The sequence below is a fragment of the Nocardia sp. NPDC004860 genome (genome assembly GCF_040609015.1).
Taxonomy (GTDB): domain Bacteria; phylum Actinomycetota; class Actinomycetes; order Mycobacteriales; family Mycobacteriaceae; genus Nocardia.
In genome coordinates, this window is sequence record NZ_JBEXJI010000007.1 from 96,088 (window position 1) to 122,243 (window position 26,156).

Here is a 26,156-nt window from a genome sequence, read left to right on the forward strand (position 1 = left end):
CGCGTCGAATCCGAAGCGACAGAACGGAAGACAGAGAGCAATGACGACAGAAGCATTCGTGTACGACGCGATTCGCACCCCGCGAGGTCTGGGCAAGCCGACCGGTGGGCTGTACACGATCGCGCCGGTCGAGCTCGCCACCGGCCTGATCCGGGAACTGCTGCGGCGCAACAAGGGCATCGACCCGAACCGGATCGACGACGTGATCCTGGGCTGTGTCAGCGCGGTCGGTGAACAGGGCTTCGGCATCGCCGAAATGGCGGTACTGCGTGCGGGATTGGGCGAGACCGCCGTGGGCGTGCAGCTCAACCGGTACTGCGCTTCGGGACTCGAAGCGGTGAACACCGCGGCCCAGAAGATCGCCTCGGGGTGGGAGGACCTCATCCTCGCCGGTGGCGTCGAATCCATGTCCCGGGTTCCGATGGGCTCCGACGGCGGCATGGTCGTCGCCTCGGATCCCAATGCCTACCAGCGCACCCCGATCATTCCGCAGGGACCGGCCTCGGATCTGCTGGCCGCCAAGTACGGGTTCAGCCGCACCGATCTCGACGCATTCGCCGCGCGCTCGCACCAGAACGCCGCCCGAGCGTGGGCCGAAGGCCGGTTCAAGGATTCCGTGATGCCCGTCCCGGATCTCAACGGCGTCGTCGTGCTCGACCACGACGAACTGGTTCGCCCGGACGCCACCGTGGAGTCGCTGGGCGCGTTGCGGCCGTCGTTCGCGGCGATCGGTGAGCACGGCGGCTTCGACGCCGTCGCGCTGCAGCGCTATCACGAGCTCGAGCGCATCGAGCACGTGCACACCGCGGGCAATTCTTCGGGCATCGTGGACGGTGCGTCGCTGCTCGCCATCGGAAACGCCCGTGTCGGTGCGGAATTCGGGCTCACCCCACGCGCCCGGATCGTGGTCACCGCGGTCACGGGATCCGACACGTCGATCGGATTCACCGGCCCCTACCCGGCCTGCCGCAAGGCGCTGGACAAGGCCGGACTGAGCATCGACGACATCGACCTGATCGAGGTCAACGAGGCGTTCGCGGCCGTGGTGCTGACCTTCGCCCGGCAGTTCGACATCGACGTGGACAAGATCAACGTCAATGGCGGCGCCATCGCCATGGGGCACCCGCTGGGCGCGACCGGCGGCATGCTGCTCGGCACCGTCATCGACGAACTCGAGCGCACCGGCAAACGCTACGGGATGGTCACGCTCTGCGCGGTCGGCGGCATCGGCATCGCCACCATCGTCGAGCGCCTGAGCTGATCCGCCCACACCAGAGAGGACTGGAAAGACTATGAGCGAGAACATCATCGGCTGGGAACTCGGCGCGGACGGCATCGTGGTACTGACCATCGACGACCCCTCCCAGACCGCCAACACCTGGAATGCCGCCTTCCGGCAGTCGCTGGCCGTCACCGTGGACCGCCTGGAGGCCGAACGGGAGACCTACGCGGGTGTCGTGATCACCTCCGGTAAGGAAATCTTCAGCGCCGGAGCGGATCTCAAGGAGGTCGGGCCACTGTTCCAGAGCGCGGACGCGGTACAGATCGCCGCCTTCTTCGACGGGGCGAAGGCGCTGCTGCGTCGGCTGGAGCGCCTGGGCAAGCCCGTCGTGACCGCGATCAACGGCACCGCGCTCGGCGGTGGCCTCGAACTCGCGTTGGCCACACATCACCGAATTGCTGTGGACCGTCCAGGAATTCAGATCGGCTTGCCCGAAGTGAACCTCGGTGTGATTCCCGGCGCGGGCGGCGTGGTGCGCACCGTGCGCATGTTCGGCTTGGCCGGCGCGTTGACGAACGTTCTGTTGAAGGGCACCAAGTTCAGCCCACACGAAGCGCTCGCGGCCGGGCTGGTCGACGAGGTGGTCGACACCGACGCCGAACTGCTGCCCGCCGCACGGGCGTGGATCGCAGCCAACCCGGCTCCGGTCCAGCCGTGGGACCGCAAGGGCTACACGCTGCCGGGCGGCCTGCCCAACGGAGCCGAACTGTCGCAGCAGGTACTGGCCCTGACGGCGAGCGTGCGCAAGCAGCTCAAGGGAGCCGATCTGCCGGCCCCGCGCAACCTGATCGCCGCCGCGGTCGAGGGCAGCCTCGTCGACTTCACCGCAGCGTCCGCGATCGAGACCCGGTATGTGGCCAACCTGGCGTTGAACCCGCTGACCGCCAACGGGATTCAGGCGTTCTTCGACCTGCAGCAGGCGAACCGGAACACCGACCGGCCCGCCGGGCTGGCGCCTTTCCGTCCGACCAAGGTGGCGGTGATCGGTGCGGGCATGATGGGCGCGGGTATCGCCTACGAATACGCCAGAGCCGGTGTGGCCGTAGCCCTCAAGGACATCTCGCTGGAGGCCGCCGAACACGGCAAAGCGTACTCGCACACGCTGGTCGAGGCCGCGGTCGCCAAGGGCCGCTGGACCCAGCAGCGCGCCGACGATCTGCTCGCCCGCATCACCCCGACGGCCGACGACGCCGACCTCGCCGGTGCGGATCTGATGATCGAGGCCGTGTTCGAGGACCCCGAACTGAAGAAGAAGACCTACGCGCAGGTCGAGCCGGTCCTCGACGGCAGCGCGCTGCTCGCGTCGAACACCTCGCAGATCCCGATCTCCGGACTCGCCGAGGGAGTCACCCGGCCGGAGGCGTTCATCGGCATGCACTTCTCCTCACCGGTGGACAGGATGCCGATGGTCGAGGTGGTCAAAGGTGCTCTGACCAACCGGGAAACGGTGTCGCGCGCCATCGACGCGGTCCGGCTGATCAACAAGACGCCGATCGTGGTCAACGATGGTCGCGGCTTCTACCTGACGCGCTTGTTCATGGCGGCCACGTTCGAGGCGTGCGAGATGGTGGCCGACGGCGTGCCCGCCACTTCCATCGAACAGGCGGCGCTGCAGAACGGCATGCTGACCCAGCCGCTGCTGGTGCTCGACCAGGTAAGCCTGTCGCTGTCGCGGCAGATCATCGCCGACCGGGAAGCCGCGGCGGGTAGCGCGGACAAACGCACCGCCGGCCAGGGCGTCGTGGTCCGCATGGTCGACGAATTCGGGCGCCTGGGCCGCGCCGCCGGCGCGGGCTTCTACGACTACGCCGACGGCAAGCGCCTCGGGCTGTGGCCGGGCTTGCGCGAGGCGTTCGGAGCTGCCCGGCACATTCCGTTCCAGGATCTGCGCGACCGCTACCTGTTCCGGATCGCGCTGGAGGTGGCCGCCTGCCTCGAGGAAGGCATCGTCGAATCCGCGACCACGGCCAACGTCGGGTCGGTGATGGGTGGATTCCCGGCCGGGACCGGCGGCGCATTGTCGTTCATCAACACCTACCCCGGCGGCCCCGCCGGATTCGTCGCCCGCGCCCGTGAACTCGCCTGGGCTTACGGCCCCCGCTTCGCCCCGTCCGCCTCGCTGGTCGCCGCCGCCGAGACCGGCAGCCTCGTCGGCCGCTGAATCACCTACTTCCGCAACCAGATCGGACCCATCATGAACGCGTTCATCCTCGACGAGGATCACCTCGTCTTCCGCGACAACATCCGCAAATTCGCCCGCGAGAAGTTCATTCCCGGCCAGCTGCAACGGGCCGCGAGCACGGAATACCCGCGCGCGGAGCTGCGGGAGCTGGCCGCCGCGGGTCTCACCGCATTGGCGGTGCCGGAGGAGTACGGCGGACAGGGCGCGGACCTGCTCGCCCTCGGGATCGCCGCCGAAGAAATCGGCTACGCCTGCTCGACCATGGCCTTGGCGTACTTCTTCGTCAATGTGCAGACCAGCTTCTTCGCCGCACACGCCCCGGCGGCGGTGCGCGAGGAGTGGCTGCCCAAACTCATCTCCGGCGAGGCCATCGGCTGCACCGCGCTCACCGAACCCGGCACCGGTTCCGACGCCTCCGCGTTGACCTGCCGCGCCGAGCGGGTGGAGGGCGGCTGGAAACTGTACGGGGAGAAGTCCTCCATCACCCAGGCCCCGCACGCCGACGTCGCCGTTGTCATCGCGCAGACCGATCCGGGCAAGCGCGCCAAGGGAATCGGCGCCTTCGTGGTGCCGCTCGACGATCCGACGATCGCACGCCAGGCCTTCCACGACCCGGGCTGCAAGGCCATCGGCCGCGGCGCGCTCACCTTCGACGGCACCTTCGTGCCCGACTCCGCCGTGATGATGGAACCGGGCACCGGCTTCCACGGGATCATGCGCGAATTCGACCTCACCAGGACCCTGATCGGGCTCATGGTGATCGGCACCGCGCAGCGCGCCCTCGACATGACCGTGGAATACACCCAGCAGCGCACCACCTTCGGGCAGCCGTTGGCCGTGAACCAGGGTGTGCAGTTCCCGCTGGCCGAGCACAACACCTACATCACCGCGGTCCGGGCGCTGGCCTACCAGACCCTCGGCTTGCGCATGGCCGGCCAGCCGCACACCGCTCAGGCGGCGATGCTCAAATGGTGGGCTCCACAGGTCGCGATGGCCGCCATCAACGACTGTGTCGTCCTGCACGGCCACATCGGCTGGTCCGAGGAAATGCCGTTGCAGGCCATGCTGCGCGACGTGTCGGGCTACCAGATCGGTGACGGCACACCGCAGATCCAGAAGATGATCATCGCCCGCGATCTGTACACCCGGTGACGACGCCTGACGCATAGGCCGGCGAGGACCATCTGGTTGGCGTCATCAGTGGTCCGCCAACCAAGTGATCCTCGCCGTCGTGCGCCAACTCGGCGCGCTGTTGCTCGAACAGCTGGTCGAGCGGTCTCAGCGGCACCTCGGGCACCAGTCGGAGCATGCGCCTGCCGTCGGGGCACCGCTGCCCACCGAGTCTCCTCACCTGAGCCACTCCAAGGAGATATCCCATGAACGGAAACCAGTCCACAGGCGCGCGCCTCTACGCCGAGGACCTCACCGAGATAATCGGTGTCACACAGGAACTCGGCCGATACAGCCTGACCGAGGAGGCCATCCGCGCGTTCGCGCAGCAATGGGATCCGCTGGCGATCCATGTCGGCGATGGTGAACACTTCGGCGGTGTGATCGCCAGCGGACTACACACTCTGTGCGTGTTCCAACGACTCGCGGTGGCCGGCGTCTACTCGCGATGGGCCATCGTCGCCGGACGCGACGTCAAGGGCATGACGCTGCCGAAACCGGTCCACCCCGGAGACACCCTTACGGGCCGGGTCACGATCGCCGAGGTCGCGCCGGCGCGGCGCGGGCGAGCGAAAGTCCGCGTCCAGGGCGAACTCTCGAACCAGCACGACGAGCGCGTCATGATCATCGAACTCGATGGCTACGTCCACTGCCGAGGCAACGCCGCTACATGACACCCGCGCTGGTATTGCTGTCGGCCCTGCTTATGGTGGCCTGGCGTGCCGCGCTCAGGATCTCGGCGACCGATTGGACCGCCAGGTCGATGCCAGGCTCTGAAGCCACGCCGTCGCGAACCACCGCAACGCCCTCGAGAAATTCGGATCGGCTGCACCGACTCGGCACGCTGATAACTGCGGTGGTAGAACGGCAGTCGGATCTTCAACGAAAGCGGGCCGATGCACTCCCTCAGGCAGATCGCACGCATAGGAATCGTCCTGCTATGCGCGGCAACAGGATTGGTCACGGGGCAGGTCGGGGCAGTGGCAGCGGAAGGCGGTGACCGGGACCCGGTCCTGGTGATCGGCGGCATCTATGCGGATCAGGCGCGGTTGGAGAGCCTCCAAGGTTGGCTCGATGCACGCGGATATTCCACCTTTTCGATGGTGCTGGCCGGGAATCCTACGGGGACAGCACCGATCTCGGAGTCAGCGCAGGCCGTCGCCGACAAGGTCGCCGATATCCGTCGACAGACCGGGGCGCGACGGGTGGATCTGGTCGGTCACTCCATGGGCGGTCTCGCACAGCGGACCTATGTGAAATTCCTCGGCGGAATCGATTCGGTCGGAACCTACATCGACTACGGCACACCCGAACAAGGTGACGACCTCGGAACCCTATGCTCCGGGGTGTCCCCGGGTTGCCAAGATCTGGTGCCGGGTTCGGCATTCCTGACTCGGCTCAATGCGGATCCCGCGGTGCCGTCGGGCCTGATCGCCTACCACTTCTCCTCCGACAACGCCGGGGCGGAGAAGAGCCCGCTGCCGGGTGCGACCAATGTCAGTATCCAATCGTTCTGCCCCGGCCGTACGGTCTCCCACGGTCAAGAGCCGATCGACGGTGCATTGCAGCAGTTGATCGATTCCGCGCTGCGTGGTGCGCCATTGGCCACCGGCTGCCCCTGACCTGATTCACCGGCGTTTCGAGGGTGGATCACACACCGGATCGGTGCATGTAGCAGTTGGTTTCGATCACTGAACCGGGGTCGAGGTGTTCGGTCCAGCCGCCGGGTCCGACCACGTGGAGCGTGTCCGTCCACGGCGAATAGGGCTTGCCCCGGGCGTCATAGCCGGGGTACGGCACGTAACCCCAGTAGCAGGCGAGTCCGGCGGCCGGGGGCGAGAAGACCCACGTGTCGGAGGGGATATCCACTCCGACCGACACGTGCCGGATCTGCTGCTGTGCAAGCACATTCGGGTCGCCGTTGCTCACATCGCCGGGGGTTGCGCCCGCTACACCGACTGCCATCGCGAACGCCGCCGCGGCGGCCGAGCCCACCCCGAACACACGCTTCATCCCCAACCCATTCCTCTTGTCGAATCCCCGCCGAGCCCGAAACAAAGACGGCGGCGAACTCTAACAGGGACTGGGCATCTCGCAGTAGGGCATTGAATTGGTCATCGAATCCGTCATCGGTGGGATGATCCGTTCAACCGCGCTCGGTCGGGTCTGCTCCGAACAGCGAGCGGTACTGAACAAGACAGAATTCGTGCTCCTCGGGGTCAGACATCACGACGACCACGCCCTCGTCATAGTCGTGCCGCTCCCCCGTCCACCGTCCGCCGAGCGCGACAACCTGGGCGATCCCCTGATCGATATCGTCCACTGCGACATCAAGATGCACCCGTACCTTGCCACGCTTGGGCTCGGCCACCGGCTGGAAGACAAGGCGAGGCTGCTGATCCCCGGGATCCCCGAGATAGACCCAGCCGGGTTCGGAAGGCCCCCGCGGCCGGTCCAGCAACGCGCTCCAAAAGCCCGCCACCCGTTCGACGTCGACGCAGTCGATGGTCACCCCGACCCAGCGATTAGCCATTATTTCAGTGTCCTGCAACGTCACCGCTGCCGGCGAGACCGCATCGGACTCGGTGCCGCCCCGCGCGCCCGGGCGGCACCGCCAGATGATCCGAGCTATCGGCGCCAGAAGAAGTGGTGCGTCACGCCGCTCGGGCTCGGGATCTGCTCCAGGTGGAAGCGGTCGGTGAGTTCGCCGGGGCTTGTCCACAGTCTTTCGCCGTGGCCGAATTCGACTGGCGCGACGGCGAAATGGAGGGTGTCGATGAGGTCGGCGTCGAGGAATTGGCGGACCGTGGCCACGCCGCCGCCGATGCGGACGTCCTTACCTTCGGCGGCCTCGAAAGCCTGTTCCAGGGCGTCCTTCGGGGATGTGTTCAGGAAATGGAATGTGGTGGCGCCCCGGGTGATCGACGGCCGTACATGGTGGGTGAGGACGAATACCGGTGTGCGGAAGGGCGGTTCCTCTCCCCACCAGCCTTCCCACTCGTAGTTCTCCCACGGGCCGCGTTGGGGACCGAATTTGTTGCGGCCCATGATTTCCGCGCCGATGTTGCGGTGCCATTCCCGGGTGCAGTAGTCGTCGAGGCCGTAGCTGCCGCCGGGCTCGGTCCGGGTGGGCGCGTGGGCGGTGGCGCCGGACCAGGAGAACAGCGCGGTCGCGTCGGCATCACCGAACGGGTGCGCGAGACTTTGCCCCTCCCCGGCGCCGTAGCCATCGGTGGAGAGATTGAAATTGTGAACCCGAACCATCTGCGCCATCGACAATCCCTTCTGGTTGCAATATGCAATCAGTTTGGACTGTACCTAGACTGATCTCATGGTGCAACCAGTTGCTCATGACAAGCTGACGACGCCCCCGGGCAAGTCGGGCTGCCCGATCAATATGACGGTCGAGCTGCTCGGGGACCGGTGGAGTCTGATCGTCCTGCGCGACATCATGTTCAGCGGCGCCACCCACTTCCGCGAACTACTCTCCGGATCCATCGAGGGCATCGCCTCGAACATCCTCGCGGCTCGCCTGTCGAAACTCGTCGACGCGGGCCTGCTCACCCGCGACGACGATCCGAGCCACCGGCAGAAGGTGGAATACCATCTCACCGAAGCGGCGATCCAGCTCGTGCCGGTCATGGCTCAGCTCGGCGCATGGGGCGCACGCTGGCTCGATACGACCCCGGAGCTGACCGTGCGAGCCGAACTCCTCGCCGCCGGCGGCCCCGCACTGTGGGAGCGATTCATGGCCGAACTCCGTGCCATCCACCTACACGGCGCACCGCCCCCGACCGATGGCGTCCTGTCGGAACTCACTGCCGCTTACGAAGCCGCAGTCCGCCGAGAGCAGTACGCCACCGGATAACGGCCGCGGATCTTCGGCGGTGACCGGCAAGCAAGAACTGCCTCACCAGCCGGCCGCGGTGCGGCCCGGAGTACACCATGTCGGTTTGCACGAGAACCGTTCGCTCTCTGCCGATTTCCAGGTCTCGCAGCTGCATTCGCCATATCGGTGGTACTCCTACCACGCCGCCGCCGGCCCGCATGCGCGGGAAGTCGAGATATCCGCTCAGGCATCGGGGCGGCGCCGGGTGATCTGTTTCCGCTGTTCACCCATGGCTGCCGGGCGTTTGCCGGCAGGCTATTGCCACAGCGATCTTGCCGGGGCAGGCTGAGGGGCGTCGGTGGCGTCACCGAGGCGCTGCCCCCGCTCAGAGGAGGTGGATCGAACGTGTTCGCACGCTCTAGCACGATTCAGGCGCAGCTGTCCTCTATTGATGCCGGGATTGCCTACATGCGCGATGAAGTGATGTCCGAATTGGCGGACATGCCCGGTTGGGTGGGCCTGTCGCTCATGGTCGACCGACGCTCCGGCCGGTGCATCGCCACGACCGCGTGGGAAACCGAAGACGCGATGCGTGACAGTCAGGGTCGAGTTCGCCCGATTCGCGATCGCGCGGCCGAAATGTTCGGGGGTGGCGGACCGCTGGTCGAGGAATGGGATATCGCCGTTCTGCATCGGGACCACCGCGCACAGGAGGGTGCCTGCGTGCGTGCGATCTGGACCCGGACCACACCGGATCGGCTCGACTCGGCCATCAATGTCTACCGATCTGCTGCCCTGCCGGGCATGGAAGGGCTGGAAGGCTTCTGCAGTGCCAGTCTCATGGTCAATCGGACGACCGGGACCGCTGTCTCGAGCGCCTCGTTCGACAGCGCCGAGGCCATGGCTCGCAACAGCATGGAGGCCGCGGATCTCCGGGCATCCACGACCCAGCAGGCCGGCGTCGAAGTGACCGACGTCGGTGAGTTCGAACTCGCGCTCGCACACCTGCGCGTCCCCGAGTTGGTGGGTTAACCCGCACCGGGCGGCGCCGGCACTCCGGCGCCGCCCGTCCGAGCGGTCGAGACCCACAGCAGCGCAAGCGCATCGCTCGCCATGATGTTCGCAGCGACGACCGGGGTTGCGGTTCCAGGACGCGGATGTGGCGAATCGTGGGACGCTGCGCGTGTACGGGACCGAGGGTCTTGGGCTCAGCCGAATTGGGTGTCAGCGCAGGTTGCGGTCGAACAGGTTCAGTAGTTCGCGGTAGTGGCGTTCGTCGGCCTCGGCGTCGTAGGCGGAGGTGTCGGCTTGGGTGTAGCCGTGTTGCGCGCCTTCGTAGACCTCGGTGCGGTGGCGGATACCGGCGGCATCGAGTGCCTTGTCGAACTGGGCAATGTGCTCCGGAGTCATGTGGTGGTCCTCGCCGGCGTGGGCGAAATACAGCTCCCCCGTGATGTTTCCGACGGTCAGGTGCGGACTTTCCGGGCTGTCGGTGACGAGCGGTCCGCCGTGGAATCCGGCCACCGCCGCGACCCGGTCGGGGAACATGGCGGCGATGATCACCGCCAGCCGGGCACCCATGCAGTAGCCGGTGAGACCGACCTTGCCCGGGGCGACCCGCGGCGACGCTGCCAGCCAGTCGAGGTAGGCGCCCGCATCGGAACGCATTCGCTCCGGTGTCAGCTCGCGGATCATCGGGAAGACCTGCTCGAAGATCTCCGGCCGCTCCGACGGGTCGATGAAGTCCGGCAGCTCGACCACCGGTGCGCGCCCGTGCCGGTAGAAGGCGTTGGGCAGCAGGACGGTGTAGCCGTGGGCGGCAATACGATCGGCCAGCGCCCGCAGGCTCGGCCGCAGCCCGAACCCGTCCTGGATCACCAGCACTCCCGGATGGGGCGCGCCATCGTCGGGATGGACGACGTACGCGTCCGCGACTCCGTCCGGTGTCCGAATGTCGACCGACATCCCGTGCACAGCAGTCATCGTTGAATCCTCCTGTCGCGTGGCCCTTTCGAACGTACCTCATGCAAGATCGGCCGATTCGACTCGGCGGCGGACAGACGCGAATGGCGCGGCGCGCACATCGACAACAAGCATCCATCCCCGCCTCGGCACCATCTCATGACTTCGAACACCCGGTGATACCCGCGCGGTATACGTGCCGATCACAGCGCTGGTCGCCGTGCGATCTCGAGACACGGGAATCACCGCTCCGAGTCGCGATGTTGGTTCGTAGAGTGAATGCACCGAATCGCCGAGCACACACGGATGGGGACTCATGACCGACCAACTGACGATCATGGCCGTACATGCCCATCCGGACGACGAAGTCCTCAGCACCGGTGGGGTTTTCGCACAGTATGCCGCCGAAGGAATCCGGACCGTCCTGGTGACCTGCACCAATGGCGAGCAGGGCGATGCGCCCGGCGGGATCAAGCCGGGCGCGCCCGGCCACGATCCGAATGCGGTACGGGCACAACGACTTTCCGAACTTCAGGAGTCTGCCGCGCTGCTGGACATCCAGCACGTCGAGCTGCTCGGCTACCGCGATTCGGGGATGGACGGCTGGGACGCCAACCACGACCCCGAGGCCTTCTGGAATATTCCGGTCGATCAGGCGGCCGCACGACTCGCGGACCTCATGCGGCGCTACCGTCCACAGGTGGTCGTCACCTATGACGAAAACGGCAACTATGGCCACCCTGACCACATCCAGGCCAACCGTGTCGCGGTGGCGGCGGCAGCGGCGACCGATATCCCGGACAAGCTCTACTACACGGCGCTTCCGCGCGAATCCTCCAGCGAAATGTTCGCGGATCTGCGGGTGAGAGGCCTCATCGACTTCGAGCCGCCGGACAACTTCGGCACGCCCATGGATCAGATCACCACCGTCATGGACGTAGCCCCCTATACCCGGCGCAAGATCAAGGCGCTCGAGGCCCACGCCAGTCAGAGCGACAGCGTGCCGTTCCTTCAACTGCCCGCCGAACTACAGCACACGATCTTCGCCACCGAATCCTTCGTCCGCCACTTCAACCGTGTCGCCGTACCCACCCGCGAAACCGACCTCTTCGCCGGCCTCCGCTGACCGGCGCAGTCCCCGCTCCACACCGTCACGGCGGGTTGTTCCGCCCGTCGTGACCTGGTGGACTCGGCGACATAGGCAGACGCTGTGCCCAGTACCCGCCTCACATCATTCGTCTTTTACGCATCGGCCGCGTGCAAGTAATCTTGATCCAGGGGAACGCACGCTACCGCAGGCCGGAGGACACCTTCGGTTGTAATGCGGGGCAAGCAATTCGATAGAGATCTTCAAGGCTGCACCCGTAGATTTCGAGGGGATCGAGAGGGTGAAAGGCTATGGCGCTCCGCATATCCGGTCGCGCGATTACCAGCAATGTGACGCCCGAGACCGCGCATCTGGTGTTCGGTTCCGGCGGTGGTACGTGGGTGTTGAGCTGGCTGCCGGGGTGGGATCTGACCCGGGAGCAGGCCATCGACGGGATGGCGCTGGACGAGATCCTGAGCGATCCGTCCCCCGCCGACCGGGAGTTCGCGTTGGAGATGGCCGCGCTGCGGGCCGAATCGCTCGGCCTGCGGCTCGAGGAGGTCGTGGTGCGGCTGTTCGCACGGATCGCCGAACGGGATCGGCAGCAGCAGACGAGAACGGACGGGGCGGACGGTCCGCCGGGGAACGCTGAGGGACCGTGCCGCACCCGCCGCCTCGAGACGATCCGCCCCGGTGCGCTTCGGCGACACGCCGAGCCCACGCTATGCGGGGAGCGGCCGACAGTGCGCATCGCGGATTCACGGCGGCGAGCCGCCTATCCGATGCCTGGGAACTGCACACCATTGGGGGATTTCTCCCTAATCAGCCCCGATGGTGGGTCGTTGACCAGATGTCGATGATCGATTTTCGGCGGGCATCGGGCAAACTCGGAGGCGCCAACCGCACACGATCTCTTGGGAGTGAATGAATGCGCAAGATCCTGCCTTCCGCCCTGCTGGCCGCCAGCGCCGTGGGCGCCCTGCTGGTGCTGCCCGCCGGCACCGCCAACGCCCTCACCCCGGCCTGCCAGGCCGCCAACGACATCCTCGCCAGCTACGGTTCGCTCGGCCCGAGCCCGCAGCAGAAGCAGGAAGCCGCCGACCGCCTGCACGCCATCGACGCCGGCGGCCAGGAGCGGTGGGCGATCGACAACTACGCCGACGCGCTGGCCAAGGGCGACGTCGCGCTGGTCGGTAACAACGCGGCGATCCTGAACGGCGTCTGCCAGACCGGCCAGTAGTTCTTTCTGCTCCGCAGCACACTTCGGGCCGGGACACGCTGGGTGTCCCGGCCCGAAGTGTGAGGGCCGGCCGGCAACGATGCCCCGTCCACTGAAGGCTCGAATTCGGTTGGTTCCCAATACACCTCCGCGATACGTTCGAACCTTCGCTCGGACGGGGAGGTCGAAGGTGCGGATCGGGCTTTCACAGCGGTGCGAAGCCGTCCGGGTGGCGGCCGCGATTCTCCGATAGGGCTTCGGCTCGTCAGTTGACCAGGCGCGCGTGGTCTCCCCAATACCGTTCGCGCAGGTCGCGTTTCAGGATCTTTCCGGCTCCCGACACCGGCATGGCGTCGACGATCTCGACGCTGCGCGGGGCCTTGTAGCCGGCGATCAGTTGCCGCGTGTGATCGCGGATCTCACCCGGGGTCACCGAATGGCCGGGCTTGCAGACGATGACCGCGTGGACTCGTTCACCCCATTCGTCGTCGGGGACGCCGATGACGGCGACCGCGGCCACGGCGGGGTGCGCGGCGACGGCGTTCTCCACCTCGGCGGAGTAGACGTTCTCACCGCCGGACACGATCATGTCCTTCAACCGGTCGACGATGTGCAGGAAGCCCTCGGCGTCGAGGTAGCCGCCGTCGCCGGTGTGCAGCCAGCCCGCGCGGAGGGCGGCGGCGGTCTCGTCGGGCTTGTTCCAGTAGCCGAGCATGACGTGGCCGCCGCGGGTCACCACCTCGCCGACCGCACCCGCCGGCACATCCTGCCCGTCGGCGTCGACAATGCGGATTTCGCTGTGCGGCACCGCCTTTCCCGCCGAACGCAATCGGCCGGCCCGGTGCTCGCCGGGGCCGAGCAGGGTGATGATGGGCGAGGCCTCGGTCTGGCCATAGGCCTGGGTGAATCCGGCGCGGGGGAACAGCCGCATGGCCCGTTCGAGCACCGCCTCCGAGATCGGGGACGCACCGTACATGAGGTGCTCGACGCTGGACAGGTCGAATTCGGCCGCCTGTGGGTGATCGGCGAGCAGCTGGATCATGACCGGCACCAGCACGCTCGAGGTGACCCGGTGCTGCCGAATGGAACTCAGCACCGCCACGGGTTCGAAGGCCGGAACCGTCACATGGGTGCCACCGACGATGAGCACACCCAGCCAACCGGCCAGATCCGCCAGGTGGAACATGGGCGCGGCGTGCAGGAACACCGTGTCCTGGGACATCAGGTAGCCGGTGGCGACGCCGCCGAGCGCGGAGGTCATCAGATTCGCGTGACTGAGCATGACGCCCTTGGGGAATCCGGTGGTGCCGCCGGTGTAGAAGATTCCGGCCAGCGCGCCACCGCCGCGGCGGGCGTCGGCGATGGGCTCGGCCGCGGCGATCAGCGTCTCGTAGGCCTCCATGCCCTCGGGCGTCGCACCGTCACCGCAGTGGATCACCGTGGCCAGTCCGTCGTACCGCTCCCGCAATGCGGGCACCAGAGCCGCGAAGGCGTCGTCCACCAGGAGGACGCGGCTGTCGGAATCAGCGAGGCTGTAGGCGATTTCGGCGGCGCTCCAGCGGATATTGACCGGGTTGAGCACCGCGTCCGCCCAGGGCACCGCGAGCAGGTACTCGTGGTACCGGTCCGAGTTCAGCGACAGCATGGCCACCCGGTCCCCCGGCGCGACCCCCAGCCCGCGCAGCGCCCCGGCCAGCCGGGACACACGATCGAGCACCTCCCGATTGGTGCGGGTCCGCTCGCCGCAGATGGTCATGACGCCGTCGGGCCGCTGCTGGGCGGCGCGGTGCAGCCCCTGGGTCAGGTACATCGGGTAACCCTTCGTCGAACAACTGTGGTCGGTGTCACGAGTATTCGCGGGCACTGTGACGTGCGCCATGGAGATGGGGTTCAATTCCAGGTCGCCGGATTGTTGATTTCTCCAAGACACCGGTCGTAGGGTCGGGGCACCATGAGTTCGAGTCGCGTGAGCGCGAAACAACGGATGATCACCGGGGTCCTGGACCGGGTCCCCGAGGCGTCCGAGCGCGTGGTCGCCCGCGCCCGCGCCGAGATGCCCGACTACGCCCGCCTGTCCGCGACGACCGTTGTGCGCAGCACCGAATCCATCCTGGAGCGGCTCGCGCGGGCCCTGCACGAATCCCGACCACTCCTCGCCGACGATCTGAACGCCATTCGGGATTTCGGTGAAACCCGTGCTCGCCAGGGCATTTCACTGGCCGATGTGCAGAATGGCTGGCGCATCGCGGTGCGCGAGATCCTGGCCGAGCTGACCGCGGCCGCCCATGCCGGCAAGGTTCCCGACCGCGTGCTGCTGGAGTCCATCACCGACCTCCTCGACCTCGTCGACCAGGCCTCCATCGCCTTCAGTTCCGCCCATCGCGAGGTCGAGATCGCGCTGGCCCGCCATGACGAGCAGTTCCGCGCCGAGATCACCCGCGCCCTGCTGCTGGGCACGATCGGCCCCGCGGAGCTGCAGATTCGCGCCCAGCAGCTCGGCCTCGACGTCGACGGCGAGTATCGCGCGTACCGGTCCCGCCCAGACGAGGGACCGACAGTGCCTGCCCTGCAAGGTATTTCGACCATGCGCGGGTTCGCCACCACCGTGGACGGCGATCTCGCGGGCTTTGTGGAAAACTCCAGCAGGCTCGAGGGGTCCCGCCTGATCGCCTACGGCCCAGCCACGCGCATCGCGGACCTGGACCGCTCCTTCCGCCTGGCCACCCGGGTCCTCGCCACCGCCCAGCTGTTCGACCTCACCGGCCCGCTGGACCTCGATCGCGTCGGCCTGCTGCCCGCCATTGCCGCCGACACCGAGCTGGGCGCCGAACTCGTGCGCCGCTACCTCGACCCGCTCGGCCCCGGCGAGGCCGCCCGCACCCTGATCGACACCGCCGAGTGCTTCCTCGACACCGGCATGCGGGTCGACGCCACCGCCGAGCGACTCATCGTGCACCCCAACACCGTTCGCTATCGCCTGTCCCGTTTCGAGGAACTCGCCGCGACCGATCTGCGCGGTGCGGGCACCGCGCTACAGGTCTGGTGGGCGATCCAGCACCGCCGCGCCACCGGTCACGACTGAGCCCGCAACCGGGGACGCGGGAGCCATCGCGCCCGCCGCAGGGGCGGTTCCCGCGGTGCTGGATACAGGCGCCTCGCATCGAGACCACCGGACTGGGCGAATGGGTGCACAGGTGCCGGCCTCACGGCGTGGTGAGGCTGCACCGGGAGCGACGCAGCCTGCCGCTCCGATCATCGAGACCATCGGACAGGCGAGTTGGATGCACAGGTGCCGGCCTCACGGCGTGGTGAGGCAGCGCTGGGAGCGACGCAGCCTGCCGGTATGAATTTCCCGGCCGCGCTTCTGGTTCGCGGCGATGGCCGCCTGACCCGGGACTGGAATCCGGCGGGCGAACGTGGGTATAGTTGGCACACGCAAGTAGTTGCACGTGCTAACTAAGTGTGAGAAGGAACCGATAATGGCTCACACCACCCACGATCCCGATACCAGCACCGACCTGTCGGACGCCGGGGCTCTGGGGGATGCCGACGCGCTAGGGGCGCAACTGGTTCGGCTCCTGCGAGCCGTCGGCAGGGCCAAGCATCGGGTGATCAAACACGGTCCCGAAGGACTCGAACAGCTGGCCTACGCCATGCTGTTCACCCTGGTCCACGACGGGCCGCAACGCACCGGGAAACTCGCCGAAATGCTGCACGCCGAGATCTCCAGCATCAGCCGGCAGAGCCGGAACCTGGTGCGCCACGGACTGGTCGAGCGCGGCGCCGATCCGATCGACGGACGCGCGTGCGTGCTCAAGGCCACCGCCGACGGGGAGCGCGTCTTCGCCGAGAACCGGCGGCTGCGCAATCTCTGGATCGCCGAAATGGTGGCCGACTGGTCCACCGCCGACCGGGCAGCGTTGACCGGTCTGCTGGCGCGACTCGTGGACGGCATCGAAAAGACCACCGCAACAATCGATTCGAAACAGGGCATCGACACATGACAACAGCGACGACCGACGCGCACGCAGGCGCACCGGCAGGCGCTCCACCCCAACTGTCGCATCGACAGATCCTCACCATCCTGTCCGGCCTGCTGCTGGGTATGTTCCTGGCCGCGCTGGACCAGAACATCGTCAGCGTGGCGATCGTCAAGATCGCCAACAGCCTGCACGGGTTCGACCAGCAGGCCTGGGCCACCACCGCCTACCTGATCACGGCCACCATCAGCACCCCGCTCTACGGCAAGCTGGCCGACATCTACGGGCGAAAGTCCTTCTACCTCACCGCGATCGGGCTGTTCGTCATCGGCTCCGCGGCCTGCACGTTCGCCACCTCCATGTACGAGCTGGCGGGGTATCGAGCCTTCCAGGGCCTGGGCGCGGGCGGGCTCATGTCACTGGCCATGACGATCATCGGCGATATCGTTCCGCCCCGCGAAAGAGCCCGCTACCAGGGCTATTTCATGATGACCTTCGGTATCGCCACCGTGCTCGGGCCGGTGCTGGGCGGCTGGTTCTCCGGCTTCGACCACCTGTGGGGGATCGAGGGCTGGCGCTGGGTGTTCCTGGTGAACGTGCCGATCGGCGTGCTCGCGCTCGGTGTGGTGGCGCGTGTGCTCAATGTGCCGCACCAGCGGCGTGACCTGCGGGTGGACTGGGGCGGCGCGGTGGCGCTGGCCATCTGTGTGGTGCCGTTGCTCATCGTCGCCGAACAGGGCCGCAGCTGGGGCTGGGGTTCGGGCAGGGCGATGGTCTGCTACGGCATCGGGCTCGTCGGCCTGGTGTTGTTCCTCATCGTCGAGCATCTGATGGCGGACGCCGCGCTGATTCCCTTGCGGCTGTTCAAGAATTCCACCTTCACGGTGTGCATCGTGGGCGGTTTCATCGTCGGTATCGCCATGTTCGGCGCGATCTCCATGGTCCCGCTGTACATGCAGGTGGTGCGCGGCTTCTCGCCCACCAAGGCGGGTCTGCTCATGCTGCCGCTGGTGGCGGGCATCATGATCGGATCGCTGGTCTCCGGTCAGGTCACCAAGCGCACCGGGCGGTACAAGATCCTGCCGGTGCTGGGCACGTTCATCATCGCCTGCGGCGGTGCGCTGTACGCGACCGTGCAGTACGACAGCGCGCTGTGGCAGCCGCTGGTCTACGGCGGCATCATCGGTCTCGGCCTGGGTGGCTGCATGCAGACGCTGATCATCGCGGTGCAGAATGCCGGGCCGCGTTCGGATATGGGTGTGTCGACCGCGGCGGCGACCTTCTTCCGGCAGGTCGGCGGCACGCTGGGCGTCGCGGTCTTCCTGACGATCCTGTTCAACCTGTTGCCGCACAAGATCACCGACGCGTTCGGCGGACACCTGCCGCCCGGATTCTCAGCCGACAAGCTCTCCAGCGTGCAGTCCAATACCGCGGGCATCGCGGCGCTGCCGGCGCAGGTGCGCGACCCCATTCTGATCGGGTTCACCAACTCGATGCACGGAGTGTTCTGGGCGGCGGCGGGAGTGGCGCTGGTGGCGTGCATCGTGCTGCTGTTCATGAAGGAGATCCCGCTCCAGGAGGCCCCGGCCGCTCCGGCCCGTGCCACCGATCCCCTGGCCGCGCAGTCCGATCCGGCGGTCGCGGCGCGCGAGGCCGAGGCCGAGTGGGCCGATGACCAGGTATGGGAGGGTGCGGCCCAGGCGATCTCCCAGCCCGAGCCGGTGCTGGCCGCGGCCGCGGCGGCGCACAGCTCGATTGCCAACGGGCACAGCGTCATCGCGAACGGCCACACCCTGCTCGCCGGTGAGCAGGCGGCGACGGCCGACGACCCGATGGCGCAGCGGATCGCGACCGCCGCACTCGGCGGAGCGGACGGCTCGTCGATCGGCGGCCGGATCCAGCGGACGGACGGCAGCCCCGTCCGGCCGCGGCGCTCACCCTGATCGATCAACGCGGGCATCAGGTTTCGCGCGCCACCGGCGGTGACAACGGCCGCTATCGCATCGACTCGCCCGCTACCGGCAGCTATGTGCTCATCGCTTCGGCCAACGGGCACATGCCGACCGCGGTGAATGTGTCGATGAACGGGCGGTCGCCGGAACTGGACCTCACGCTGGAGGGTTCGGGCGAACTGTCCGGCACCGTGCGCACCGCGGGCGGCGAACTGCTTGCGGGCGTGACCATTACGGTGACCGATCTGCACGGCGAGGTGGTCGGCGCGGCCATCTCCGGTGACGACGGTGGTTATGTCTGCCACGGCGTCGGAGCCGGTACGTACACCCTGGTGGCCGCGGCCGAACGCCTGCGCCCGACCGCCACGGCACTGGTGGTGCCCGCCGGTGGCCTGCTGCGCTACGACATCGCACTGACCCCGACGGCGGCGCTCACCGGCACGGTCCGGGGCGATGGCCGGGCGGTGGCGAACGCCGAGGTCACCGTGCTGGACGCGGCGGGCACGCCGGTCGGAACCACCCGCACCGACACGGACGGCCACTACACGCTCACCGATCTGGACGCGGGCGCGTACACCGTCGTCGCCCGCGGCTATCCGCCGGTGACCAGCCGGGTGACCGTGCTCGGCGGCGAGGTCGAGCACTCCGTCGAGCTCGGCTACGACCTGGAAAGCACCGAGCCCGAACGGGTTCCGGAGGAACAGGGCGAAACCGAGCTCTACGCAACGAGTTCCGATCCGGCCGCGGAGTTGTCGTGACCGGCCTGACCGCCGAGATCCGCGATCCGGAGGGCTGGCCGGTCGCCGAGGCGGTACTCACCGTCACCGGCCTCGACGGCCACCAGCTCGCCCGGGCCGCCGCCGATGCGACCGGGGCGGCGGCCACCGCGCCGCTGCCCCCGGGCACGCACACCGCGGTCGTCACCGCACCCGGCCATCAGCCGGTCGCGCTGATCGCCCGCATCTCGGCCACCGGCGCGGGCACTCTCGGCGAAATCCGCTTGGAACGCTCCGCCGACACGGTCACCACCCCACCCCCGGGCCCCTGGACCATCGACCCGGCGCACTCCACCGTCCTGGTCACCGCCCGCCACCTCGGCATCGCCGGCATCAAGGCCCGCTTCGCCGAGGTCGGCGGCCGCCTCGACATTGCCGAGATCTTCGAGCGCAGCACCGGATACGCGGAGATCAAGGCCGCCACCGTCGACACCGGCATCGCCATGCGCGACGACCACCTGCGGTCGGCGGACTTCCTCGACGTCGAGCGCTATCCGCTGATCACCTTCCGTGGCACCGGATTACACCGCACCGGCCCTACCGGCTGGTCGATGCCCGGCGCCCTGACCCTGCACGGCCGCACCCGCCTCACCGAACTCACGGTCACCTACGGCGGCTACGGCCCCGACCCGTGGGGCGGCGTCCGCGCGGCCTTCCACGCCGAAACCCTGTTGCACCGTGAGGATTTCGCGCTCGACTACAACGTCATGGTGCAGGCGGGCATTGCCGCGGTGGGCACCACCGTGCGTATCGAACTGGACATAGAGCTCATCCAGGGAGACCGGCTACCCGCGATGTAGCGCGGACGCGTTCGATATCTCTGCCTGGTGAGTATGGGGGGCATCCCCGGCCCTGGGTCGTCGGAATCCGGGGATGCCACAGGATCCTTGCAGCTCCTTCCAACTATGCGGAGGCGTCAGCCCGTGGTCTCAGATGCACCAGACCACACTGCCCAGGGGGAAGCAGATAGCAATTGATCCATCAGCGGGAGTAACCGCAGTCGATGTCGAACTTGGCGTCGCGGCCGAAGCTGCCGGAGCTGCGATAGCGCCCAACGGCAGGGCAATAGCGATGGCGGCCACGAACTTGATCATTTTGCTGGACATATCTGTTCCTCGATGTCGAGTGACTTGTCCAGTGCAGCCGGGCAACCTCAGTGATTGCCGCCGAGCCGCTGCGCTGGTGATTGAGCGGCGAAGTCTGCTGAGGCAGACAGTGGTACGACTGCTGTCGCTCGTTTCGCCGCTCTCGGAAGCGGCTCATGACACACTTCGTCGTTCTCGACCCCGACCGTTTGTCATGGTCCTGATGACGAGCGATAGCCACACGATGAAGTTGCCGAACCAGATCCTGTGTGGGAATGGTCCGGTGCCAGGCACTGTCACTACCACGTCGACCTGGCGGCTCCGGTAGCTGTTGTCGACCGAAGCGACGTCCTCTCCACAGTTTTTGAGAAAGGACGATCTTCAGGCTAACCGCGATCGGCCAGCGTCCGCTAGGGGCCAGAAGTCTCCATTCGCGGGTCCAGCATGTCGACCAGCGGAGACTGCTCAATTGCCGAGACCGATCAGATCAGTGTCCGCAGGATCATGAAGACGGCGGCTACGCCGAAGCAACCAAGTCCGACGACCCATACCTTGAACATCTGCCGCATCGGTGTCAGCTTGCCCACAAGCCCCGCGTCCAGGTCGGCGATGTCTTGTCGCCGCGCGAATGCGGCGCCGTGTGCGCCCCAGGTTCCCACGTCGAGTTCGTTCTGTTCGAAACGCTCCAGCCAGAGCTCATCCTTGCGGCCGGCGAGGCGATGACTCGCCATCAACATGATCGACATGATCGAGACGATCAGCGCGAGGAGCGAGGAGACGACCCGCGCGACGGGGTCGTTGCCCGCTCCCATCGCGATACTGAACAGGAAGGCCTGAGCGGTCAGACTGAGCGCAGGCACCTGCCAGAGCAGATTTTCGTATTGCAGGTGCCGGTCCGCCACCGCGAAGTAGACCAGCTCCAGGTCGGGCGAACGCGGCGAAGATGGCTCGTTCACGAAAGCCTCCGAGACAGATCGCCCTCGTCGCGCCGCTCACCGATCAGTCCGGCGCGGGCCAGGAGCAAGCAGCTGACCACGAGCACCCAGACCGGAAACACCAGGGTCAGCCACCGGCTCATCTCGCTGCCGATCAGCAGCACCAGGGCGGCCAGGTAGCTGAGCGCGACGAGCCAGCGGGGCATCAGCCTGGTCTTCAACCAAATCGTCGCGAGCGAGATCATGAACACCGCGGCCATCCGCAGCGCGTAGGTTTGGCTCGCCGAGATCACCATCATCCTGGCGAAATTGATCACCTCGGTGCGGGCGGCCGGATCGGTGACGCTGTTGTTACTCGTCACAAGACCGGCGATACCAGCGGTCGCGACGAACATCATCGCGACGAAGAGCAGTCCGCTGCACAGGAATACCGTCAGGAAGAATCGGTCTTCGTGGCGTCCGAACCCGTCGCGGACGACGCCGATGAACCACAGGAAGCTGATTCCGGCGAATGGCATCAGCACGGTCGCCGTGGTGAGCGCGCCGCGCCGGCTCTGCAGCCATTGCGCCGAATCCTCGACGTGGTCGGGCATTTGAATGCGGATCAGGATCAACGTCGTACCGAGTAATATCGCGAAGAGCACTCCGGCCAGTGCGGCGGCTCGCGGCGTTGACAGTTGGCCCAGAGGCGGCGCAGGCTTGCTCTGTTGCGACGGAGTCGGCATACGGTCATCCTGCCAGAATGGGTTGCCTGCCCCGGGAATTCGGCGGTATCGCCACCGCGTATCGCGGTCGGGCAGCCTAACAAATCGACAACAATTTCACCCCGACCTCAGCCGATTCGCGGCATCCGTATTCGGTGCCGAATGCAGGTTACGACACGGTCTCAATAGGTGGCTTATTGCGAAAGGTGTGGACAACATGCCATCCGCCGATCAGGACTGGAGTAAACCAGCAGCGCTGGCCATTCCCAAGGAGGGCTACTTCGAACTGCAACGCGGCCGATACGGTCCCACTTTTCCACGAACCCCGGCCTGCTACGGGTTCTCGATCATCGCGAAGGTGAAACCTGGCCGGGAAGAGGCCATCCGCGCCCACGGCCAGCGGATCCAGGACGCGGTGGCCGCAAGCCCGGACGTATTGGCACCGCTCCGGCTGCACTACCTGCGGTGGCTGCTGTTCGACGTCGGATTCGGGTTGTACTTCCAATATCAGGGCATCTTCGATACCGATTTCGACAAGTACACCGAAGACGCCGTGACGCTGTTCTCGCAGACGGGTATCGACACCGTCTTCACGAACCTCGAGGGATTCCCGGAGGACTGGAAGGAGAATCCGGAGTCATTCGTGGAATTCGTTCGCAAACACCAATTTCCGAGCTTCCTCGAGTACGGCGAGTACCCCTACGCCACCGCTGACGAGATCAAGAAGGCGCTGCGGGCGAAGGCGGCGTTCTCCGACATGCTCGATCAGATGCAGTAGCCCGGGGCCATGCTCGAACTCGAGGATATTCAGCACATCCTGCTGACCCGCACCCCGGCGGTGACCGGCCGCTATGAGTTCCTGTCCTTCGACGACCCCGCCGGGGGCCGGGCCTGGTTGACGCCGCTGCTGGACCGGGTGCAGTCGGCCGCGGACGTGCGCGCCACGATGGACAGTTCGCAGCGGTGGGTCACACTGGCCTTCACCTGGAATGGGTTGCGGGCACTCGGGGTTCCAGACCGAGCGCTTGCCACCTTTCCCGACGAATTCCGCGAGGGCATGGCCGCCCGGGCCGACATCCTGGGCGACACCGGCGCCAATCATCCCGACAACTGGGTGGGCGGACTGGCCGGCGCCGACCTGCATGCCATCGCAATCCTGTTCGCCCGCACCGAGGAAGAACGCCAGCGCTGCACGGCCGAACACGAGAAACTGGTGGCCGGCTGTCCGGGGGTGCGCGTGTTGTCGTTCCTGGATTTGAACGCGACACCGCCGTTCAACTACGCCCACGACCACTTCGGGTTTCGAGATCGCCTGTCCCAGCCGGTGATGGAAGGATCCGGGGAAGAACCGACCCCGGGCTCGGGCGCGCCGCTGCAACCCGGTGAATTCATCCTGGGCTACCCCGACGAGGACGGGCCACCCCACGGGCTGCCGCAGCCGGAGGTCTTGTCCCGCAACGGCAGCTACATGGCCTACCGGCGGCTGCAAGAACACGTGGGTGCCTTCCGGGACTTCCTGCGTGAGAACGCCGACACGCCGGACGGGCAGGAGCTCCTCGCCGCCAAAATCATGGGCCGGTGGCGCAGCGGCGCGCCGCTCGTGCTGTCACCGGACCACGACGATCCCCAGCTCGGTGCAGATCCCTTGCGCAACAACGATTTCAACTACAAGCAGATGGACCCGCACGGTTATGCGGTGCCGCTGGGCTCGCATGCGCGCCGACTCAACCCGCGCGACACCGCGGTGAACATGAACCGGCGCAGGATGATTCGCCGCGGTGCCACCTACGGGCCGGCGCTGCCCGAGGACGCGCCCGACGACGGCGCGGACCGGGGCATCGCGGCGTTCATCATCTGCGCCAGCCTGGTTCGCCAGTTCGAGTTCGCCCAGAACGTCTGGATCAACGACAAGGCATTCCACGAACTCGGCAATGAGCACGACCCCATTTGCGGCGCCCAGGACGGCACCCTGGAATTCACCATCCCCAAGCGCCCGATCCGAAAGGTGTTCACGGGCCTGCCCGCCTTCACCACTCTCAAAGGCGGAGCGTACTTCTTCCTGCCCGGTATCAGCGCCCTGCGCTACCTGGCCACGCTCGAAAACCGAGAGGTGACCTCATGAGCAGCCTGCCGACGGCACGCACCTACAACCAGAGCCACATTCCGCGCATGGCCGACGGGCGGCGGCGGGTCAGCATTTACTGGACGTGGAGCTACCCCTGGGAAGCCCAACGCGACCCCGCCGAAATCTACAACCGCTTCTCCACGATGACCGAGGTCCGCAACGTCACCTGGCCGGCCTACGAGACCCCCGAATACGACAAGGACCATTTCCTGCAAGGTATCGCCGGCACCCTCGAGCTGTTCCACCGCTCGACACTGGATTTCCAGCAGCTGGCGGGGCAGGCCACCGGCCATCCCGTCGCGGTCTTCCAGCGCATCGATCAGGCCGGCTACTTCCTGCCCATCGACGAACGCATCCTGGCCGACACCGACACCCTGATGGTGTTCGGGCTCGACCATGTCCTCGCCGAACAGCAGGCCGCGCCCGAGGAGATCGACGCCATCCGTGAGTGGCTGCAACGGGAGGGCACCTGTCTGCTGCTGGCGCCACACCACGACGTCGGCTTCACCGACGACAACGCGCAGCGACAGATCGAATACCAGCATCACGGCGATCCGCTGGTGCCCCGCCAGCAGCGATTCGGCCAGTACACGCGCTCGCTGATGAATGCGCTCGACGTGCCGGTGCACAACATCTGGGGCCTACGCCCGGCAGTCGTCGAAGGCACCGATCAGATCGCCCCCGTCACCGCGTTCCGCGACCTGGACACGCCCCAACTTCTCGACCAGGTCACCACATTCAACTTCCACCCCCACTTGCCGCACTACCAACTCACAGCGCCCGAAAGCGCCTCGCTCCGCGTGCTGGCCAGCCAGCGCGTCGACCCCCACCGACCGCATCCTTTCACCAGCGCCGGAAACACCGAATTCAACACCTTGATCTGGATGCCGCCCGCTGGCCCGCGCGCCGGCGACATCCTGCTCATCGATTCCACCAACTTCACCACGCTCTTCGGCGGCACCGACAGCCTCAGACACCTCTGGCACAACCTCGCCACCATGAAATGACCTGGCGCCCACGGTGCGCACATAGGCCATCGCCGCACCCTACGGCGCCCGGGTTGGTTAAGGCGCAGCCGCGGCAAGCAGGTCGAGGTAGCGGCGAGCGAAAAGGTAGGCGTCGCCCGGCCATCGGGCGGACAGGTAGTTGCCATCCAAGACGACGAACGCGGGGTTGTCGTCGGTGGCAGTGCCGCGTCGAACGAGTTCGATTGGCCCCCTTCGAAATTGGCTGTCGGGATGGACGAGGGCGTCGCGAACCTCGTCCTCGACGTATGCGGAGTAGGTGCGGTAATAGCGGCCCAAGCGCCAAGCGGTGAGAAAGTAGGCGGTACGTTCCATATATTTCGGTAGGCAGGTGGTGCTGCGGTCGGCCAGCACACTACGGCCCGTAGACGGGTCGTTGGCGCGGGCCAGCACCAGTACTCCGTGGCAGATCGCGCCGACCGGACGCTCCAGCGCCCAGAACCTGGCGACCTGTTGTCGTAGCAGGTCGGAACCGAGGTACTGCCGCATGCGGGGTGCGTGGCCACCGGGCAGAATGAGCCCGTCGTATTCCTCGACCTCGAGGTCGGACCAGGACACCGTCGCCCGAAATTCGGGAGATTCGGTGAGTTGCTGGTAGTACTGCTTCGGCTCGTCCTCGGCCCCCAACTGCCCGAACAGCACTCCGGTGAGCAGCCGTGGATCGGCGTGGGGAACGGTGCCGGCGTGCTCGGTCGCGAATACCACCTGGTGTCCAGCGTCGGTAAGAATCCGCCAGGGCACCGCCACCTCGGTGACATCGAAATCGCTGTCGGGGAGCGGCATCAGTACGCGCATGACGGCATTATTACAGGCTTCGTCTCCGTGGCCGGATCGAGCAACCTA

General features: G+C 66.7%; 27 protein-coding genes. 19 read left to right on the plus strand and 8 right to left on the minus strand.

The window, feature by feature from the left end; genetic code table 11:
• Window positions 1-40: 40 nt before the first annotated feature.
• The 5 genes from ABZV44_RS16450 (at window position 41) to ABZV44_RS16470 (ending at window position 6,256) form a co-directional block, all read left to right on the plus strand.
• Window positions 41-1,261: an acetyl-CoA C-acetyltransferase gene (locus tag ABZV44_RS16450; RefSeq protein ID WP_354836744.1), complete on the plus strand. Its 1,221-nt coding sequence runs from the start codon at window positions 41-43 to the stop codon at window positions 1,259-1,261.
• Window positions 1,262-1,292: 31 nt separating this feature from the next.
• Entirely contained in the window at window positions 1,293-3,443 is a 2,151-nt protein-coding gene (locus ABZV44_RS16455; RefSeq protein WP_354836746.1) for a 3-hydroxyacyl-CoA dehydrogenase NAD-binding domain-containing protein, read from the plus strand.
• A gap of 33 nt (window positions 3,444-3,476) precedes the next feature.
• Complete coding sequence (locus ABZV44_RS16460; protein WP_354836748.1) at window positions 3,477-4,616, plus strand: acyl-CoA dehydrogenase family protein; 1,140 nt, start codon at window positions 3,477-3,479, stop codon at window positions 4,614-4,616.
• 224 nt (window positions 4,617-4,840) lie between these two features.
• Entirely contained in the window at window positions 4,841-5,308 is a 468-nt protein-coding gene (locus tag ABZV44_RS16465) for a MaoC/PaaZ C-terminal domain-containing protein (RefSeq protein WP_354836750.1), read from the plus strand.
• A 306-nt stretch (window positions 5,309-5,614) separates the two neighbouring features.
• Complete coding sequence (locus ABZV44_RS16470) at window positions 5,615-6,256, plus strand: alpha/beta hydrolase (protein ID WP_354836752.1); 642 nt, start codon at window positions 5,615-5,617, stop codon at window positions 6,254-6,256.
• A gap of 28 nt (window positions 6,257-6,284) precedes the next feature.
• Here the strand turns inward: ABZV44_RS16470 and ABZV44_RS16475 are convergent, their stop codons facing one another.
• From ABZV44_RS16475 to ABZV44_RS16485, 3 genes are all read right to left on the minus strand, one after another.
• Window positions 6,285-6,647 (minus strand): hypothetical protein, encoded by a 363-nt coding sequence (locus tag ABZV44_RS16475; protein ID WP_354836754.1) that lies wholly within the window; start codon window positions 6,645-6,647, stop codon window positions 6,285-6,287.
• 133 nt (window positions 6,648-6,780) lie between these two features.
• Entirely contained in the window at window positions 6,781-7,167 is a 387-nt protein-coding gene (locus ABZV44_RS16480) for a VOC family protein (protein WP_354836756.1), read from the minus strand.
• Between the two features lie 95 nt (window positions 7,168-7,262).
• Complete coding sequence (locus ABZV44_RS16485) at window positions 7,263-7,907, minus strand: dihydrofolate reductase family protein (RefSeq protein ID WP_354836758.1); 645 nt, start codon at window positions 7,905-7,907, stop codon at window positions 7,263-7,265.
• A gap of 58 nt (window positions 7,908-7,965) precedes the next feature.
• Between ABZV44_RS16485 and ABZV44_RS16490 the strand changes: the two genes are divergently transcribed.
• The 3 genes from ABZV44_RS16490 to ABZV44_RS16500 are packed head-to-tail and all read left to right on the plus strand — an operon-like array spanning window position 7,966 to window position 9,495.
• Window positions 7,966-8,502: a helix-turn-helix domain-containing protein gene (locus ABZV44_RS16490; RefSeq protein ID WP_354836760.1), complete on the plus strand. Its 537-nt coding sequence runs from the start codon at window positions 7,966-7,968 to the stop codon at window positions 8,500-8,502.
• Between the two features lie 19 nt (window positions 8,503-8,521).
• On the plus strand, window positions 8,522-8,812 hold the full coding sequence (locus tag ABZV44_RS16495; RefSeq protein WP_354836762.1) for a hypothetical protein: 291 nt from the start codon (window positions 8,522-8,524) through the stop codon (window positions 8,810-8,812).
• A gap of 56 nt (window positions 8,813-8,868) precedes the next feature.
• Window positions 8,869-9,495: a hypothetical protein gene (locus ABZV44_RS16500; protein ID WP_354836764.1), complete on the plus strand. Its 627-nt coding sequence runs from the start codon at window positions 8,869-8,871 to the stop codon at window positions 9,493-9,495.
• Between the two features lie 192 nt (window positions 9,496-9,687).
• Here ABZV44_RS16500 and ABZV44_RS16505 read toward each other — a convergent pair whose 3' ends face one another.
• Window positions 9,688-10,446 (minus strand): dienelactone hydrolase family protein, encoded by a 759-nt coding sequence (locus ABZV44_RS16505; protein ID WP_354836766.1) that lies wholly within the window; start codon window positions 10,444-10,446, stop codon window positions 9,688-9,690.
• Window positions 10,447-10,741: 295 nt separating this feature from the next.
• On the opposite strand from ABZV44_RS16505, the gene ABZV44_RS16510 reads away from it, so the two are divergent.
• From ABZV44_RS16510 to ABZV44_RS16520, 3 genes are all read left to right on the plus strand, one after another.
• Window positions 10,742-11,551 (plus strand): PIG-L family deacetylase, encoded by an 810-nt coding sequence (locus tag ABZV44_RS16510; RefSeq protein WP_354836767.1) that lies wholly within the window; start codon window positions 10,742-10,744, stop codon window positions 11,549-11,551.
• A 272-nt stretch (window positions 11,552-11,823) separates the two neighbouring features.
• Window positions 11,824-12,372, plus strand: coding sequence for a hypothetical protein (locus ABZV44_RS16515; RefSeq protein WP_354836768.1), 549 nt, complete (start codon window positions 11,824-11,826; stop codon window positions 12,370-12,372).
• 68 nt (window positions 12,373-12,440) lie between these two features.
• Entirely contained in the window at window positions 12,441-12,752 is a 312-nt protein-coding gene (locus ABZV44_RS16520) for a hypothetical protein (protein WP_354836769.1), read from the plus strand.
• A 244-nt stretch (window positions 12,753-12,996) separates the two neighbouring features.
• On the opposite strand, the gene ABZV44_RS16525 is transcribed toward ABZV44_RS16520, so the two are convergent.
• The gene (locus ABZV44_RS16525; protein WP_354837070.1) at window positions 12,997-14,541 is read right to left on the minus strand and encodes a long-chain fatty acid--CoA ligase; all 1,545 of its coding nucleotides are present in this window, start codon (window positions 14,539-14,541) and stop codon (window positions 12,997-12,999) included.
• A gap of 141 nt (window positions 14,542-14,682) precedes the next feature.
• On the opposite strand from ABZV44_RS16525, the gene ABZV44_RS16530 reads away from it, so the two are divergent.
• The 5 genes from ABZV44_RS16530 to ABZV44_RS16550 all read left to right on the plus strand — a co-directional run bounded on the left by ABZV44_RS16530 (window position 14,683) and on the right by ABZV44_RS16550 (window position 20,239).
• A complete protein-coding gene (locus ABZV44_RS16530) occupies window positions 14,683-15,813 on the plus strand; it encodes a helix-turn-helix domain-containing protein (protein ID WP_354836771.1) in 1,131 nt (376 codons plus the stop codon).
• Window positions 15,814-16,210: 397 nt separating this feature from the next.
• The gene (locus ABZV44_RS16535) at window positions 16,211-16,735 is read left to right on the plus strand and encodes a MarR family transcriptional regulator (RefSeq protein ID WP_354836773.1); all 525 of its coding nucleotides are present in this window, start codon (window positions 16,211-16,213) and stop codon (window positions 16,733-16,735) included.
• A complete protein-coding gene (locus tag ABZV44_RS16540) occupies window positions 16,732-18,654 on the plus strand; it encodes an MDR family MFS transporter (protein WP_354836775.1) in 1,923 nt (640 codons plus the stop codon). The genes ABZV44_RS16535 and ABZV44_RS16540 overlap by 4 nt, the downstream gene beginning before the upstream one ends.
• Complete coding sequence (locus ABZV44_RS16545) at window positions 18,654-19,421, plus strand: carboxypeptidase-like regulatory domain-containing protein (protein WP_354837072.1); 768 nt, start codon at window positions 18,654-18,656, stop codon at window positions 19,419-19,421. The genes ABZV44_RS16540 and ABZV44_RS16545 overlap by 1 nt, the downstream gene beginning before the upstream one ends.
• Complete coding sequence (locus ABZV44_RS16550; RefSeq protein ID WP_354836777.1) at window positions 19,418-20,239, plus strand: YceI family protein; 822 nt, start codon at window positions 19,418-19,420, stop codon at window positions 20,237-20,239. Before ABZV44_RS16545 ends, ABZV44_RS16550 begins: the two co-directional genes overlap by 4 nt.
• A gap of 767 nt (window positions 20,240-21,006) precedes the next feature.
• On the opposite strand, the gene ABZV44_RS16555 is transcribed toward ABZV44_RS16550, so the two are convergent.
• Both ABZV44_RS16555 and ABZV44_RS16560 read right to left on the minus strand, forming a co-directional pair.
• Window positions 21,007-21,480 carry a hypothetical protein gene (locus ABZV44_RS16555; RefSeq protein ID WP_354836779.1) on the minus strand — a complete coding sequence of 158 codons (474 nt, stop codon included), beginning with the start codon at window positions 21,478-21,480 and terminating at the stop codon, window positions 21,007-21,009.
• A complete protein-coding gene (locus ABZV44_RS16560; RefSeq protein ID WP_354836781.1) occupies window positions 21,477-22,184 on the minus strand; it encodes a hypothetical protein in 708 nt (235 codons plus the stop codon). The genes ABZV44_RS16555 and ABZV44_RS16560 overlap by 4 nt, the downstream gene beginning before the upstream one ends.
• A 196-nt stretch (window positions 22,185-22,380) precedes the next feature.
• On the opposite strand from ABZV44_RS16560, the gene ABZV44_RS16565 reads away from it, so the two are divergent.
• The 3 genes from ABZV44_RS16565 to ABZV44_RS16575 are packed head-to-tail and all read left to right on the plus strand — an operon-like array spanning window position 22,381 to window position 25,295.
• Complete coding sequence (locus tag ABZV44_RS16565) at window positions 22,381-22,941, plus strand: hypothetical protein (protein ID WP_354836783.1); 561 nt, start codon at window positions 22,381-22,383, stop codon at window positions 22,939-22,941.
• Window positions 22,942-22,950: 9 nt separating this feature from the next.
• Window positions 22,951-24,285: a peroxidase gene (locus tag ABZV44_RS16570; RefSeq protein ID WP_354836785.1), complete on the plus strand. Its 1,335-nt coding sequence runs from the start codon at window positions 22,951-22,953 to the stop codon at window positions 24,283-24,285.
• A complete protein-coding gene (locus ABZV44_RS16575) occupies window positions 24,282-25,295 on the plus strand; it encodes a hypothetical protein (RefSeq protein WP_354836787.1) in 1,014 nt (337 codons plus the stop codon). Before ABZV44_RS16570 ends, ABZV44_RS16575 begins: the two co-directional genes overlap by 4 nt.
• A 57-nt stretch (window positions 25,296-25,352) precedes the next feature.
• On the opposite strand, the gene ABZV44_RS16580 is transcribed toward ABZV44_RS16575, so the two are convergent.
• Window positions 25,353-26,108: a type 1 glutamine amidotransferase domain-containing protein gene (locus tag ABZV44_RS16580; RefSeq protein WP_354836789.1), complete on the minus strand. Its 756-nt coding sequence runs from the start codon at window positions 26,106-26,108 to the stop codon at window positions 25,353-25,355.
• Window positions 26,109-26,156: the final 48 nt, after the last annotated feature.